Genomic DNA, 15,012 nt, shown 5'->3' with positions numbered 1-15,012 from the left:
CCATGGAGACAGGGGAGCGTGCGCCTGCCGCGCGGGTCCGGGCGCAGCGCATCGCGGGGCTCCTGATCTTCCTCGCCAACGGCTTCTGCATGGGCACCTGGGTGACGCGCATCCCCGACTTCAAGCGGGCGCTCGCGCTGAGCGAGGCGACGCTGGGCAACGTGCTGCTCGCGCCGGCGCTCGGCGCGTTCCTGGGGATGCCCCTGGCCGGGTGGCTCGTCGCGCGCCTGGGGAGCCGCGCGGTGGCGGTGTCGTCGGGCGCGGCGCTCGCGATCAGCCTGTTCGGGCCGGGGCTCACGCGGTCTCCGCTCGAGCTGTTCCTCGTGCTGACGTTCTTCGGGGCGTCGAACGGCGTGATGGACGTGTCGATGAACGCCAACGCCGCCGAGGTGGAGCAGGCGTGGGGGCGGCCGATCATGTCGTCGTTCCACGCCCTCTACAGCGTCGGGGGCCTCGCCGGCGCGGCGGTCGGCGGGGGGCTTGCGCACGCGGGGGTGACGCCGGCGGCGCACCTCTCCCTCGCGGCGGTGGCGGCGCTGCTCCTTGTCGCGCTGCTCTCGGGCTGGGTGCGGCCCGGCGTCCCGGCGCGGGATCCCCCGAAGAACCCGTTCGTGCTGCCGCCGCGCGCGATGTGGCCGCTCTGCGCGATCGCCTTCCTGTGCATGTTCGGCGAGGGGGCGATGGCCGACTGGAGCGCTGTGTACCTCCGCGAGACGCTCGGCACGACGGCGGCCTTCGCGGCGACGGGGTTCGCGGCGTTCTCGGTGGCGATGGCGGCGGGCCGCTTCCTCGGCGACGGGGTGAGCAGCAGGCTGGGCCCGGTCGCGGTGGTGCGGGGCGGAGGCGTCCTCGTGGCCGTGGGGCTCGCCGCGGCGCTGCTGATCGGCCACCCGATGGCCGGCCTGGTCGGGTTCGCGAGCGTGGGGCTCGGGCTCTCGTGCGTCGTCCCCACCGTCTTCAGCGCGGCCGCGCGCACCGGCCCCACGGGCACGTCGATCGCGGCGGTCGCGACGTTCGGCTACCTGGCGTTCCTCGGCGGCCCGCCCGTGGTCGGCCACATCGCCGCGGCGACGAGCCTGCCGTTCGCGCTGTCCCTCATCGTCGCCGGGGCGCTCGCCATCGTGCTGCTCGCGGGCTCCGCGGGCGGTCCGGCGCCGGCGCGCGGCGATCAGGGGGCGGGCGCGTCGTCCTGAGCCGGCGGGACGTCGGGCGCCGGCGCGACGCCGGGCGCCGTGGCGCCCTCCGGCGCGGTGACATCCATGGCGCAGCGGAAGCCGATCCAGGCGTGCGCGGTCACGGGCGCGGCGGCGGTGCGGTACGTGGCGGAGAGCTTCTCGGGGCCGTCCAGGAAGCTCCCGCCGCGGACCACCTTGAGCGGGAAGGACGGGTCGCCCTGCGGGTCCTGGCCGCCGGGCGGCGGGAAGACGAGGCCGTCGGAGACCCACTCGGACACGTTGCCGGCGAGGTCGTAGATGCCCTCGGGCGTGCGGTCGCTCGGGTGCGCGCCGGAGGCGCAGGTCGCGACCTCGGTACCGCGCGCGAGGCAGCCCTCGTTGCGGTCGTAGCAGGCGCGCTCGCAGGTCGGCGCGTCGTCGCCCCAGACGAAGGCGCGCCCGGCGGCGCCGCGCGCCGCGACCTCCCACTCCGCCTCGGTCGGCAGGCGCCGGCCCCGGAAGCGGCAGTAGCTCTCGGCCTGGGAGTAGTCGACGCAGTTGATCGGGTGCCCGGTCAGGTTGCGCGGCTCGTTGCAGCGCCGCGACCACGTCTCGGCCTCCCGCTGGTCCTCGGACGGCGCCGGCGCCTGCGCGCCGGGCAGGGCCTCGGGGGTCAGCGAGACGTGATCCGCCGTCGAGCACATGCGCTGCTGCATGCAGGCGCGGTAGGCGCGGACGGTGACCTCGTTGCGATCGATGTAGAAGCCGCGGGTGAGCGTCACCTGGCGCGCCTCGCCCGCGGCGCCGATCGTGGTCGTGAGCGGCGCGATGTAGACCATGTCGGCCGGAGGCGCCGGGAGCGCGGCGGCCGCGGAGGCCGACACCGCGGCCGAGGCGCTCTCCGCGGGGGCGGCGGTGGCGACCGCCGTGGCCGCGGCGGCGCCCGTGGCGGGGCGCCCGGTCGGCGACGCCGCCGCCGAGGCGCGCGCGGCCGGCGCCCGCGCCGGCTTCCTGGCGGGCGCCTGCGTGAGGAAGTACGCCGCCGCGCCGGCGCCGCCGAGGAGGAGCGTCGCGAGGAGCCAGGGCAGCGCCGCGCGGGCGGGGCTGCGGCCGCGCTGGGGCGGGGCGGCGTGCGGCGGGCCGCCCGCCGGGGGCGCGACGTGCGGCGCGGCGCCGGGCGGCGGGGCGGCGCCGGAGGGCTGGGCGGCGCCGGGCGGCGGGGGCGGCGGGCGGGCGGCGGGGTACGCGGCGGGCGCGACCGTCTCGATCATGGAGTCGTCGACCTGCGCGGTCCGGGAACCTCCCGTGGCGAGCGCGCCGCCCGCGCCTGACGCGCCGCCGGTCGCGCCCGCGCCGCCGTGGCTCACCTTGACGACGGCGGGCCGCGCCGGGGCGGGCGCGCGCGCGTCGGCGAGCATCGTCGGCTCGACCGGCGAGCCGGCGTCCCCGGAGGCCACGCCGAGCCCCCGGGCGGCCGCGTACTCGGCGGTCGACAGCCCCCCGCCTTGGTCCGCGCCGGGAGCGCCGAGCCCCGCGCCGTACTCCGCGCCCGACCCGGGGCGCTCGCCGCGGGCCGCGGCCGTGAGCGCGTCCCAGAACTCGCCCGCGCTCGTGAAGCGGTGCTTGGGCTCGATCGAGAGCGCCTTGTCGAGCACGCGCTCGATCGCCTCCGGCGCGTCCGGGAGCCCGCGCGTGCGCAGCGTCGGGCGCACCGCCGGATCGGCCGAGGCGATGTAGAGCTGCGTGGGGTCGTCCCCCTCGAGCGCGCGCTGGCCGCTCACGAGCTCGACGAAGATGAGCGCGAGCGCGAACACGTCGGTCCAGGGGCCCGTCGCGCCGCGGGCCTTGTTGAACTGCTCCGGCGCCCCGTAGCGCGGCGTGAACGCGCTCGGCCCCTGCCGGGTCGCCGCGAGCGCCTCGGTGAAGGTGGGGTGGTCGGCGAGCACCTTGGCGATGCCGAAGTCGAGCACCTTGAGCGTCCGCACCCCGCCGACATCGGTGAGGAACAGGTTGGCCGGTTTCACGTCCCGGTGCGCCACCTTGTGCGCGTGCGCGACGGCGAGCGCGCGCGCGGCCGGCGCGAGGAGCTGGAGCGCCTCGGGGATCGACATGCCGGCCTGGCCGCGCTCGCGCCGGTCGCGGAGGTACTGGCCGAGCGTCTGGCCCTCCAGCCACTCGAGCACGAGGTAGGGCACCCACGCGCCGGCCTGCGTGGTGAACGCGCCCACGTCGAGCGCCTGCACGATCCCCGAGGTGGCCCGCGACAGCCGGTGCAGGATGCGCCCCTCGCCCCGCAGCGTCTCGAGCAGCGCGTCGCGCTGCGCGGCGTCGAGCGAGGTCGGCAGCTTCAGGCACTTGATGGCGATGAGCTCGCCGAACCCCTCGTGAACCCCGCGGTAAACGACGCCGAAGCCGCCGTCGCCGATGACGGCGGCGACGCGGTACTTCCCCTCGATGGTCTGGCCCGCGAGGCCGAATGGATCGTCGGACGGCTCCATCATGCCCCGCCTCCCTAGCGCGTCGCCGTTCCCAGGCAAAGGGGCTTCCTCGCGGCGAGCGTCGGCTTGCGCCCGCTCGCGTCGGCCCGCGTCGAGCTGCGTCCGCGCACGTTCACGCCTGCTTGCATCCGGGGGCCCGCGGCGCCATGCCGGCGGGCATGAAGACACCGCGAGCGCTCGTGATCCTGGCCGAGGGAGCTGAGGAGATGGAAACGACCATCATCGTCGATGTCCTCCGGCGCGCCGAGATCGAGGTCGTCCTCGCCGGGCTCGACGGCCCGGGGCCGGTGCGCTGCAGCCGGGGCGTGCGCCTCGTGCCGGACGCGGAGCTGTCGGCGGCGGCGGGCGACTTCGACGTCGTCGTCCTCCCGGGCGGCAAGGGCGGCGCCGACCGGCTGGCCTCCTCGCCGACCGTCGGGGAGCGCCTCCACGCGCAGGCGCAGGCGGGCCGCGTCGTCGGGGCGATCTGCGCGGCGCCGATCGCGCTCGCGGCGCACGGGCTCTTCCAGGGCAGGAGGATGGCGTGCCACCCGTCGGTGAACGACGTGGTGTCGGCGCACGGCGAGCTCGTCGCGAGGCCGGTCGTCGAGGACGGGCAGCTCGTGACAAGCCAGGGGCCGGGCACCGCGCTGCCGTTCGCGCTCGCGCTCGTCGCGCGGCTCCGCGGTGAGGAGGTCGCGGCGAAGGTGCGCGCGCCCCTGATGCTGCCCTCCTGAGCGGCGAGCGCGCCGCCCGGAACCTCGAACGAGGCCGCAGCGCCCGGTCGGGATGACGGGACATCCTCTGTTCCAGGCGGTGAGTCCATCGAACGAGGGAGCAACGCGTGGCGCACTTCGGCCGGCACGTGTCAACGTGGTTGGCGGCGCCGGCGCGGGGATCCCGTGGAAATCGCATGGAACGGTGCGTGCACTTTGTCGCGGTCATGAACCGTGGCTTCGTGACATCGATCCTCTGTGTCTCCGCGATCCTCTGCCAGGCGGCTGACGCCGCCGCGACATCGTTTGAAGGTCATGACGACCACGCTGTCGTGGCCGTCGACGCGCGCACGGGTGAGCGCCGCTGGGCGTATTATCCGGACAGGCTCACCCAGGCCGAATGCGCGCTGTTTCCCGATCACCTGGTCGTGAAGGGCACCGTCGATACGGAGACGCCGATCAGGACGTTTGTCCTCGGTCTGGATCCCGCGACGGGCGCGCGTCTCGACGAGGCGGCGCCGAGCGGGGCGCCGCTCGCCCGATCGGCCGTCTTCACGTCGGAGGTGCGGCTCGACAACGGGTGGACGCTCGATCTCGACGAGGGCGACGATCAGGAGATCACGTTCCTGGATGACCAGGGAGACGTGGCGTGGACGATCCCGACCAGCGGTTACCCGGAGCATGTGCGCGCCTGGAGGAACATGGTGTTCTGGGAGCTCTCGTATCCCGAGGAGACCGTGCTCCACGCCCACGAGGCGGGCGCGAGCGAGCCGAGCTGGACGTTCGATCCGAAGGCGCTCGTGACCGTGACCGGATGGCCGAACGATCGCCTCCATGTCGAGGCGATAGGCGACGACCTCTATGTCGGCCTCCACGAGCACCTCTTCCAGCTCGACCCCGCGACCGGCGCCGTCGAGCGCCAGTGGGATCTCTCGGCGCTCTCCGGTGTGCCTTTCTCGACCGACGGCCTCGATGGTCCCGGTTTCTTCTACGGCGGCCTGGAGATGGGCACGATCGCGGCCGACGACGATACGCTCGTGCTCGGCTTCGAGGCGCGCCTGCTGGCCCTCGATCGGCGGAGCGGCGATCTGCTCTGGCACGCGGACCCGGGCGGCTTCATCGGCCAGCCGTATCCGCTCGTCCACGACGGGCTCCTTGTCGTGACGGCGGGCGAGGAGCTCGCCGGACCCCGCCCGGCGCCGCCGCCAGAGTCGTCGCAGTCGCCGGAGCTGCTCGAGCCTGCCGGCTGCTCGGCCGGCGCGCAGTCCGGCGGCTCTGTGGCAGGGGGCGCGGCGCTCCTCGGCGCGCTCATCGCGGCGTCGCGACGGCGGCGCGCGCGCTGCGGGTGACGCGCGAGGGGCACTGTCGCGCTCCTGCTCTAGAATGGCGGCCGGCCGGCGCGCTCCAGGACGTGCGCCACCGCGGCGCCGGCGAGGAGAGGTGAAATGCGAGCCATGGTCATCCCCGCCTTCGGCGGGCCCGATCTGTTCGAGCTGCGTGAGGTAGAGCGACCTTCGCCCGGCCCAGGCGAGGTCCTGGTGCGCGTCGTCGCGTCGGGCACGAACCCGGTGGACGCGAAGATCCGGGCGGCCGGCGGCTGGGCGCAGATCGCGCCGCCCGCGGTCCTCGGCTACGACGTCTCCGGCGTCGTCGAGGCGGTCGGCCCGGGCGTCCGCGACCTCGCGCCCGGCGACGAGGTCTTCTACACGCCGGAGATCTTCGGTAACCAGGCGGGCAGCTACGCCGAGTACAACGTCGCCGCCGCGTCGATCGTGGCCAGGAAGCCGCGCGGCATGTCCCACGTCGAGGCCGCCGCCGTCCCGCTCGCGGGCGGCACCGCGTGGGAGGCGATCGTGCGCAGGCTCGCGGTGAAGCCGGGCGAGACGGTGCTCATCCACGGCGGCGCGGGCGGCGTCGGCTCGTTCGCCGTGCAGTTCGCCCGCGCCGCCGGCGCCCGCGTGCTCGCCTCGGCCGGCGCGGCCAACCAGGAGACGCTGCGCGGCCTCGGCGTCGATCGCCCCATCGACTACGCCGCGGAGGACCCGGCCGACGTCGCCCTGAAGGAGACCGGCGGCGCCGGCGTCGACGCGGTCTTCGACACCGTGGGCGGAGACCTCGTCGCGAAGAGCCTGCGCGCGACGCGGCCGGGCGGACGGCTCGCCTGCATTCTTGCGCCAAAGGGCGATCTGTCCGCGCTCTACGTCAAGAACCAGACGCTCCACGGCGTCTTCCTGACCCGGGAGGGCGCGCGCCTGCGCGAGATGACGCCGCTCTTCGAGCGGGGGCTCGCGTCGCCGCTCGTCGCCGGGGTGCTGCCGCTCGAGCAGGTCGCCGAGGCGCACCGCCGCCTCGACTCGGGCCACGGCGCCGGCAAGCTGATCCTCTCGATCGCCAAGGGCTGAGCCGCCCGCCCGCCGCCCCTCGTCGCCGCATCGCTCCTCTCCGCCGCGCGTCGTCGGTCGTCGTTCCTCGTCCCTGCTCCCTCGTTTGCAGGATCACAGCGGCGCGCGGATGGCCTTATACTCCGCCGCGTGCTGCCGCTGCTCGCCCTGACCGTCATCGTCGTGCTGTGCCTTGGCTACCGCTTCTACGGGAGGCTGGTCGCGCGCAACTACGCGCTCGACGACGGCGCGGTGACCCCCGCGGTCAAGGTGAACGACGGCGAGGACTACGTGCCCACGAAGCCGTTCTACCTGTTCGGGCAGCACTTCAGCGCCATCGCCGCCGCCGGGCCGATCGCCGGCCCGATCCTCGCCGGCCAGACGTTCGGGTGGCTCCCGTGCGTGCTCTGGATCGCCTTCGGCGTCGTCTTCATCGGCGCTGTGCACGACTTCTCCGCGCTCATCGCGAGCGTCCGCCACGAGGCCGAGAGCGTCGCCGAGATCGCGAAGCGGCACATCGGCCGGCGCGCCTGGCTGTCGATGATGATCTTCATCTGGCTCGCGCTCTCCTACGTGATCGTCGCCTTCACGGACATCACGGCGAGCACCTTCGTCGGCAAGACCGAGGAGTTCGAGGGGGGCACGTTCCAGTTCAACCCCGGCGGCGCCGTCGCGGCGGCGAGCGCCGCCTACCTCACGCTCTCCCTCGTCATGGGCGTCGTCGAGCGGTACCTGAAGCCGCCGCTCTGGCTCACCACCGTGATCTTCGTCCCCGCGACGCTCTTCGTCGTCTGGATGGGCACGCAGATCTCGACCGCGTTCGTGCTGCCGGTCGACAACCCGCAGCGCGCGTTCGGCCTCATCATCCTCGTCTACTGCTTCGTGGCCTCGCTCCTGCCGGTCTGGCTGCTCCTCCAGCCGCGCGGCTACCTGGGCGGGTTCGTCCTCTACATCGCGCTCGCGGTCGGCGTGATCGGGATCTTCTTCGGGAACCTCCGGTACCCGGGGGAGTTCGAGCTGCGGCAGCCCGCGTTCACCACGTGGAACGCCGGCGGCGCGACCGGCATGCTCTTCCCGTTCCTGTTCGTCACCATCGCCTGCGGCGCCTGCTCCGGCTTCCACGGGCTCGTCTGCTCGGGGACGACGTCGAAGCAGATCTCGAAGGAGACGCACACCCACCCGGTGGGCTACGGCGCGATGCTGGCCGAGGCGTTCGTCGCGCTGATCGCGCTCGCGACGCTCGTCATCGTGGCGCAGGGGACGAAGCTGCCCGGGCCGGGCAAGATCTACGGCGACGGGATCGGCAGGTTCCTCACCGTGATCATCGGCAAGGATCATTTCCTCTTCGCCGCCACGTTCGGCGCGATGGCGTTCTCCACCTTCGTGTTCGACACGCTGGACGTCTCGACGCGCCTCAGCCGCTACATCCTCGAGGAGCTGTTCAACTGGAAGGGGAGGGTGCTGTCCGCGGCCGCGACAGCGCTCTCGCTGGCGCCGCCGACGCTCTTCATCATGACCGCGCGCCCGCCCGCGCCCGGCGTGCGGCCCGCGTACCTCGATTTCTGGACGCTGTTCGGCACGAGCAACCAGCTCCTCGCGGCGCTGACGCTGCTCGCGGTCACGGTCTGGCTGCACCGCGAGAAGCGGCGCATCTGGTACACGGCGATCCCGATGGTGTTCGTCATGGCGATCACGGTGTGGGCCCTCATCCTCCAGGTGCGGGGCGCGTTCGCCGCCGTGCGCGCCGAGGGGTTCACGCTGAACGCGACGACGCTGAACGGCCTCGTGGGGCTCGCGCTGATCGGGCTCGCGCTGTCGCTGATGGTCGAGTCCGTGAAGGCGATGAAGAACGGCCCGGCCGCCGATCCGGTGGCCGGGCCGGCGCGCTGAGGGGGCGCCCGGGCGATCCGCGCAGTGAGCGCGCCCGGCGCGGTCACGCCGCGGCGGCGCGCTCGCGCAGGCGCTGCTCGGCGAGCCGCTCGGCGGCGACGTGCGGCGGCGTGCCGTCGGCCTTCGCCCTCTCGAGGACCAGGAGGACCGTGTCGTGGATGGCGTGGACGCGGCGCTCGACCTCCGCGCGCGACCAGCCGAAGAGGTCCGCGCCGCCGCTCAGCACGCCGCCGGCGTTGGCCACGACGTCGGGCACGTAGAGGACGCCGCGCGCCGCGAGCGCGTCGCCGTGGCGCGGCTCGAGGAGCTGGTTGTTGGCCGCGCCGGCGACGATCTCCGCGCGGAGCGCCTGCACGGCGCGGTCGTCGAGGACGCCGCCGAGCGCGCACGGGGCGAAGATGTCGGCCTCGGCCGCGGCGATCGCGTCCGGCGGCGCGACGGCGGCCCCGAGCTCGGCCGCGACGTGGCGCGCGCGCTCCGGATCGACGTCCGCGACGACGAGCCGCGCGCCGAGCCGGTGGAGCTCCGCGGCGAGCCGGCTGCCGACGCTGCCGCAGCCCTGGAGCGCGACGGTGCGGCCCGCGAGGTCGTCGCTGCCCCAGCGGTGGCGGGCCGCGGCCTGGATCGCGCGGAGCACGCCCCGCGCGGTCCACGGCGACGGGTCGCCCCCCTCGCCGGCGAGGCCCTTGACGTGGCGCGTCTCGCGCCGGATGAGCTCCATGTCGGCGGGGGTGGTGCCCACGTCCTCGCCGGTGACGAACCTGCCGCCGAGGCGCTCGATGAAGCGCCCGTGCGCGCGGAAGAGCCGCTCCCGATCGAGCGGCTCCGCGCCGCGGCGGAGGACGACGACCGCCTTACCGCCGCCGACGTCCATCCCGGCGAGGGCGTTCTTGTAGGTCATGCCGCGCGACAGGCGCAGGGCGTCGATCAGCGCGTCCTCGTCGCTCGCGTACCGGAGGAGCCGCGTACCGCCGAGCGCCGGGCCCAGCACGGTGCTGTGGATGGCGATGATCCCGCGGTAGCCCGCGGCCTCGTCGGCGCAGAACAGCACCTGCTCGTGTCCGGTGGCGGCCAGGGTGTCGAACACGCTCTTCATGCGGGCCGAGCGTACCATCCCCGCCGGGGCCGCCTGGCCTGGCGCGCCGGCCCCGCGCCGCGGCGCGGGGCCGGCGCCAGGGGGCGATCGGGCTGGGCCGATCGGTTAGTGATAAAATGTAGTAATATCAATCGTTTATACATCTTGAACCGCCTCGCCCGGGGCGCCGTGACCGCCACCCAGAGCGCCCGTCCTCTCGGGTCCGAAAACCGCCAGAGGCGCGGCGGCGGCCGCGCTACGACGCTCTGCATGCGGCTCGACCAGGACGCCTGCTATCGCGCGATCGAGACCCGCGACCTCCGCTTCGACGGTCGCTTCTTCACGGGTGTGCTGTCCACGGGCATCTACTGTCGCCCGATCTGCCCGGCGCGGACGCCGAAGCGGGAGCGCTGCGTCTTCTTCCCCTCGGCGGCCGCCGCGCAGGAGGCCGGCTACCGCCCGTGCCTGCGCTGCCGCCCCGAGGCCTCGCCAGGGACGCCCGCGTGGCTCGGCACGTCGGCGGTCGTCTCGAGGGCGCTCCGGCTCATCGCGGAGGGCGCGCTGGACGACGCGGACGCCCCGGCGCTCGCGGCGCGGCTCGGGGTGGGCGAGCGCCACCTTCGGCGGCTCTTCCTGCGCCACGTCGGCGCTTCTCCGCTGGCGGTGGCGCAGACGCGGCGCCTGCTCTTCGCGAAGAAGCTCCTCGACGAGACCGCGCTCTCGATGACCGAGGTGGCGCTCTCCTCGGGGTTCTCGAGCGTCCGCCGCTTCAACGACGCGATCCGCGCCACCTACGCGCGGACCCCGCGAGAGCTGCGCCAGGCCGCGTCGCGGCGGGGTGGGGGCGCGGCGCAGTCCGACGGCGCGCCGGACATCGCGCTGCGCCTCCCGTTCCGCCCCCCGCTCGACTGGGCCGCGCTCGCGGGCTTCCTCGGGGCGCGCGCGATCCCCGGCGTGGAGTCGGCGGGCCCCGGCGTGTACCGCCGCGCGGTGCGCGTGGCGGGCGGGCACGGCGTGGTCGAGGTGCGCCCGGTGCCCGGCGAGCCTTGCCTCCTCGCGCGGCTGCGGTTGCCCGGCACCGAGGGGTTGATCCACTGCGCCGAGCGCCTGCGGCGGCTCTTCGACCTCGGCGCGGATCCCGACGCGATCGCGGCGCACCTCGGGGCCGACCCGCGGCTCGCCCCGCTCGTCGCGGCGGCGCCCGGCGTGCGCGTGCCGGGCGCGTGGGACGGCTTCGAGCTCGCGGTGCGCGCGATCCTCGGCCAGCAGGTGAGCGTGCGCGCCGCGACGCAGCTCGCCGGCCGCCTTGTCGCGCGCCACGGCGAGCCGCTCTCGCTGCGCGGCGCTCCTCTGCCCGACGACGGCGGCGAGGGCCTCCGCTTCGTCTTTCCGACGCCCGAGGCGCTCGCCGCGGCCGACCTGACGGACCTCGGCCTGCCGCGGGCGCGGGCGGCGGCGATCACCTCCCTGGCGGCGCGCGTGGCGCGCGGCGAGGTCGCGCTCGACGCCTCGCGTGGCCTGGAGGAGACGGTGCGCGCGCTCGCCGGCCTACCCGGCATCGGCGAGTGGACCGCGCATTACATCGCGATGCGCGCGCTGCGCGAGCCGGACGCGTTCCCGGCCACGGATCTCGCCCTGCGGCGCGCGCTCGGCGGCGTCTCCGGCGCGGATCTCCTGGTGATGGCGGAGGCGTGGCGCCCGTGGCGCGCCTACGCCGCGGTGCTCTTGTGGACGGCGGACGCGCAGGCAGCGCGGCCCGCGCAGAGGGAGGTGTCGCGTGGAGCTATGGCTGGATGAGGTCGAGTCGCCGATGGGGATCCTGCTGCTGGCCGCCGGGGGCGGCGCGCTTCACGGCCTCGATTTCGCGGACTGCGCCCCGCGTTTCCGCCGCTCGCTCGAGGCGCGGTATGGCGCCGTCGCGCTCCGCGCCGCCGCGGACCCCTGCGACTTCTCCAGCCGGCTGAAGGCGTATCTCGGCGGCGACCACGGCGCGCTCGCGGGCATCCCCGTCGAGCCGGGCGGCACGGCGTTCCAGCGCCGCGTCTGGGCGGAGGTCCAGCGCATCCCTCCCGGCGCGACGCGGACCTACGGCGACATCGCGGCGTCGCTCGGAAAGCCGTCCGCCTCCCGCGCCGTCGGCCTGGCGAACGGCCGGAATCCGGTCTGTCTGGTGATCCCGTGCCATCGCGTCGTCGGCTCCGGCGGGGAGCTCACCGGCTATTCCGCCGGCCTCGAGCGGAAGCGCTGGCTGCTCGCGCACGAGGCCGGCGCCCGCAGCGGCTCCCTGGAGCGCCCCGGCGGCGCGCCCGGACAGGCGCAGGGAGAGCGCCGGGGGGCTGAACGATGGTGAGACGAGACAAGGTCATCGCCGTGAACCGGATGATCCCTGGACTCGTGATCTGAAGAGGTCGAACCCCTCTGGTGTATCGGGGATGGACCGATCACCGATCCGCCCCCGTTTCCGCGCGCCGCAGGCCGCCTACTTCTTCGCCCCGAACAGCGCCGCGATCGTCGGATAGTCGCTGTCCTCCACGGCCCCCTGGATCACGCACGTCACCTGCCCGCTCGGCGCCGCGATCGCGTGGATCGGCAGCTCGGTCGTCTCCTTCACGCCGAGCGCCCGCAGCCACCCCGTCCGCTGGGGCCCTTCAGGGAGCCAGTACGACGCGCGCACCCCGGTGCCCGGCTGCGCCTCGAGGAACCGCGAGAGCTGCCGCTCGTCGTCGTCGATCGAGATGAACGCGAGGTCGATCATCACGCCGGCCGCCCGGAGCTTCTGCTGCCACCCGAGCAGCCGCGGCATCTCCTCCAGGCACGGCTTGCACCACGCCGCCCAGAAATTCACCCACACCCATTTGCCGACGCCGAACCCGATGTTCCCCGGCGGCGCCTCCGCGCCCTTGGCCGCCACCGCCGTCAGCCCCCCCGACGAGGGCGCCGGCCGCGGCGACTGCCCCGCGCACAGGAGCCGCGGCGCGGCCGGCGCAGCCGGCGCCGCCCCCGTCGCGGTCGCCGTGGCGCTCGCCGTCGCCGCGGCGCCCGGAACCGTCACCGCGTTGCTCCGCCCCTGGCCGGGCGTCGGGGGCGGCGGCAGATCCGCCCTCTTCTCCTGATCGCACCCGCTCGCGAGCCCCGCGGCCACGGCCAGGGCGACGAGGGCGCCGCGGACAGACCTGCTCCTCTTCACAGCTGGCAATCCACCCAGGAGACGAACGCGCTCCGGTTGATGGCCTCTGCCGTACATGCCTTGTTCTTCCGCGAGACGTTCCATTGGCAGTATTCCGCCCCGAGCTGGGCGAACTCGTTCCCGAGCCACAGCATCCCGACCTTCTTGTCCAGGTCCTGCTCCTTCGTCGCGTCGGCGATGTCGAAGAGCACGCTGTTCGCGCGCTTGTGCGACAAGGTCCGGTTGAACTCCGGCGTCCCCGTCTTCGACGCCCGCGCGACGATGAAGAAGTAGCGCGCCCCGCGCCGATCGAGCCACATCTCCTCGATCATCTTCTTCGCGTCGTCGTCGAGCTTCTCCGAGCCGTCGTCGAACATCACGACCCCGCCGCGCTGCTTCAGCGGCGTGAAGAGCGCGTTGAAGTCGTCGTCGCTGATCGACGCGAGCGTCTTCACGTCGGCCGGCTGGCACCCGCGCCGCGCCTCGGCCCCGACCAGCCCGCACGCGTTGAGCACCCGCTGCAGCACGGTCTTGAACGCCGGCGTGCAGTACGGGGCCTCCGCGTCGTTGGCGATCGCCACCGCCGGCCGCACCGCCGCGGCCACCCCCGTCTTCAGGCGCTGCGACGCGGCCTGCACCTGCCCGTGCACCGTCACGCCGGACGCGACCAGCATCGCGCACCCGGCCACGATCCCGATGATCCCTGCGCCTCTCATGATCACCTCACCTCGTCCGGAGGGCCGGCGCGAGCTGCCGTATCGAGTACGACAGCCCGATGTCGGTATCCTCGTCGCAGAGCCGCGTCGTCCCCAGGAACATCTGCGGCGTCGAGACCGGGAGCTTGTTGTCCACGATGTAGCGGAGCATCCGGTTCAGCCGCAGCGCCGTCTCCTTCGAGTCCATGCACGCGTCGAGCCCCGGCCAGCGCTGCCGGATCGCCGCCTGCACGTTGGCGACCCCCGCGCCCGCCTTCGCGCCCTCCAGCAGCTCCTCCTGGTTGTCGTAGGCCCACTCGAGCACATCCATGGCCCGGTGATCGCTGCACATGATCGCCTTGGAGAGCATGCAGGCGCCCGGGTGCACCGGCCGGTCGAGCATCCAGTTGCAGTCGCTGTCCAGCGGGAAGAGCACCAGCGTCACGTCGAGCTTGTCGAACACGCCCTCGGAGACGAGCCGCTGGTGGAACGCCTTGCACGTCGGGCAGAGCGGGTCGACGAAGATCGTCGCCGGCTGCACCGCGCCCGCGTGCTTCACGTGGAGCAGCGCGCCGTTCGGCTCGGTCGGCTTCTCCAGCTTGCCGCAGCCGGTCAGGTAGCTCGCGTAGCTCGGCAGCGCGCTCGCGTAGAGCAGCGCCGGCGTCACCGTGCACACGGCGAGCGCCACGAGCCAGCCCGGCAGGAGCAGCGTCGAGCCCATGCGGCGCGCGGGCGCGGCGCCCGGCCCGACCGGCCCGTCGACCGCGCCGAGGGGCGCCATGGGCACGGTGGGCCCCACCGCGGCCGCGCCGGCGCGCGGCGCCGCGCTGGACCAGGCCGCCGCGCGCGCCTGCCTGCGGTCCTCGAGGAACGCCCAGACGCCGCCGGCCGCGAGCAGCGCCGACGAGACGTACATGCCGACGCACGTCTTGCAGAACACCCCGAGGCGCACCGCCGAGATGACCGCCATCATGATCGACACGGCGAGCGGCGTCAGGCCGGCGGCGAAGAGGAAGTGCGCCGCGCGCCGCGGCGCGTGCTGCGCCGAGAGCAGCACGTAGAGCGCGAACGCCGCGAAGAACGCGAACGCGCCCAGCGCGAACAGCGAGATCGGGATACCGCCCCAGAAGCTCTCGCGGAACAGGGCGGAGTAGGGGCTGTACATCGCCACGCGGCAGGCCGTGTCGGCGCCCTCCTGCGCGCTCATCCCGGGGATGAAGCTGCAGTGCAGGTCGTGGACCTGCCGGTCGAGGTGCCGGATGTAGTCGAACGTCGACGAGGCGCTGAACGCCAGACCCAGCAGCGACCCGCTGAGCGCGAGCGCCGCAGGCCAGCGAGGGTTACGGCTGCCTGACATGGCGCATGTCGTTACGCGAGGGCAGGCAACGCGTCAAATAGGACGCCTGCGCGTTCAGGCATCCCCCGAGGCGCGATCGCGCCGCGCCGCGGGCCCCTCCG

At 74.3% G+C, this 15,012-nt stretch carries 12 protein-coding genes; 7 read left to right on the top strand and 5 right to left on the bottom strand.

Annotated features, from left to right (window positions below; all coding sequences use genetic code 11):
* Nucleotides 1-2 precede the first annotated feature (2 nt).
* On the top strand, nt 3-1,193 hold the full coding sequence (locus WME96_RS33175; protein ID WP_437285590.1) for an MFS transporter: 1,191 nt from the start codon (nt 3-5) through the stop codon (nt 1,191-1,193).
* Here WME96_RS33175 and WME96_RS33170 read toward each other — a convergent pair.
* The gene (locus tag WME96_RS33170; protein ID WP_437285589.1) at nt 1,169-3,655 is read right to left on the bottom strand and encodes an SUMF1/EgtB/PvdO family nonheme iron enzyme; all 2,487 of its coding nucleotides are present in this window, start codon (nt 3,653-3,655) and stop codon (nt 1,169-1,171) included. The two genes, WME96_RS33175 and WME96_RS33170, sit on opposite strands and share 25 nt — an antisense overlap.
* A 143-nt stretch (nt 3,656-3,798) precedes the next feature.
* Here WME96_RS33170 and WME96_RS33165 point away from each other — a divergent pair, with 143 nt between their 5' ends.
* The 4 genes from WME96_RS33165 to WME96_RS33150 all read left to right on the top strand — a co-directional run bounded on the left by WME96_RS33165 (nt 3,799) and on the right by WME96_RS33150 (nt 8,618).
* Nucleotides 3,799-4,368, top strand: coding sequence for a DJ-1 family glyoxalase III (locus WME96_RS33165; RefSeq protein ID WP_433928398.1), 570 nt, complete (start codon nt 3,799-3,801; stop codon nt 4,366-4,368).
* A 176-nt stretch (nt 4,369-4,544) separates the two neighbouring features.
* On the top strand, nt 4,545-5,696 hold the full coding sequence (locus tag WME96_RS33160) for an outer membrane protein assembly factor BamB family protein (RefSeq protein ID WP_437285588.1): 1,152 nt from the start codon (nt 4,545-4,547) through the stop codon (nt 5,694-5,696).
* A gap of 96 nt (nt 5,697-5,792) precedes the next feature.
* Nucleotides 5,793-6,749 carry a zinc-dependent alcohol dehydrogenase family protein gene (locus WME96_RS33155; protein ID WP_437285587.1) on the top strand — a complete coding sequence of 319 codons (957 nt, stop codon included), beginning with the start codon at nt 5,793-5,795 and terminating at the stop codon, nt 6,747-6,749.
* 129 nt (nt 6,750-6,878) lie between these two features.
* Entirely contained in the window at nt 6,879-8,618 is a 1,740-nt protein-coding gene (locus tag WME96_RS33150; protein ID WP_437285586.1) for a carbon starvation CstA family protein, read from the top strand.
* Between the two features lie 43 nt (nt 8,619-8,661).
* On the opposite strand, the gene WME96_RS33145 is transcribed toward WME96_RS33150, so the two are convergent.
* Entirely contained in the window at nt 8,662-9,714 is a 1,053-nt protein-coding gene (locus tag WME96_RS33145; RefSeq protein ID WP_437285585.1) for a Glu/Leu/Phe/Val dehydrogenase dimerization domain-containing protein, read from the bottom strand.
* Nucleotides 9,715-9,963: 249 nt separating this feature from the next.
* Between WME96_RS33145 and WME96_RS33140 the strand changes: the two genes are divergently transcribed.
* Nucleotides 9,964-11,490: an AlkA N-terminal domain-containing protein gene (locus WME96_RS33140; protein WP_437285584.1), complete on the top strand. Its 1,527-nt coding sequence runs from the start codon at nt 9,964-9,966 to the stop codon at nt 11,488-11,490.
* Nucleotides 11,471-12,043, top strand: coding sequence for a methylated-DNA--[protein]-cysteine S-methyltransferase (locus WME96_RS33135; RefSeq protein ID WP_437285583.1), 573 nt, complete (start codon nt 11,471-11,473; stop codon nt 12,041-12,043). Before WME96_RS33140 ends, WME96_RS33135 begins: the two co-directional genes overlap by 20 nt.
* A 129-nt stretch (nt 12,044-12,172) precedes the next feature.
* Here the strand turns inward: WME96_RS33135 and WME96_RS33130 are convergent, their stop codons facing one another.
* The 3 genes from WME96_RS33130 to WME96_RS33120 are packed head-to-tail and all read right to left on the bottom strand — an operon-like array spanning nt 12,173 to nt 14,911.
* Complete coding sequence (locus WME96_RS33130; protein WP_437285582.1) at nt 12,173-12,880, bottom strand: TlpA family protein disulfide reductase; 708 nt, start codon at nt 12,878-12,880, stop codon at nt 12,173-12,175.
* Nucleotides 12,877-13,575, bottom strand: coding sequence for a hypothetical protein (locus tag WME96_RS33125; RefSeq protein WP_437285581.1), 699 nt, complete (start codon nt 13,573-13,575; stop codon nt 12,877-12,879). The genes WME96_RS33130 and WME96_RS33125 overlap by 4 nt, the downstream gene beginning before the upstream one ends.
* 7 nt (nt 13,576-13,582) lie before the next feature.
* The gene (locus tag WME96_RS33120) at nt 13,583-14,911 is read right to left on the bottom strand and encodes a vitamin K epoxide reductase family protein (RefSeq protein WP_437285580.1); all 1,329 of its coding nucleotides are present in this window, start codon (nt 14,909-14,911) and stop codon (nt 13,583-13,585) included.
* Nucleotides 14,912-15,012 lie beyond the last annotated feature (101 nt).

The sequence above is a fragment of the Sorangium sp. So ce406 genome, assembly GCF_051474675.1.
Lineage (GTDB): Bacteria > Myxococcota_A > Polyangia > Polyangiales > Polyangiaceae > Sorangium > Sorangium cellulosum_G.
The sequence above is the reverse complement of the archived record's forward strand: the minus strand, read 5'-3'. Positions and strand labels throughout refer to the sequence as shown.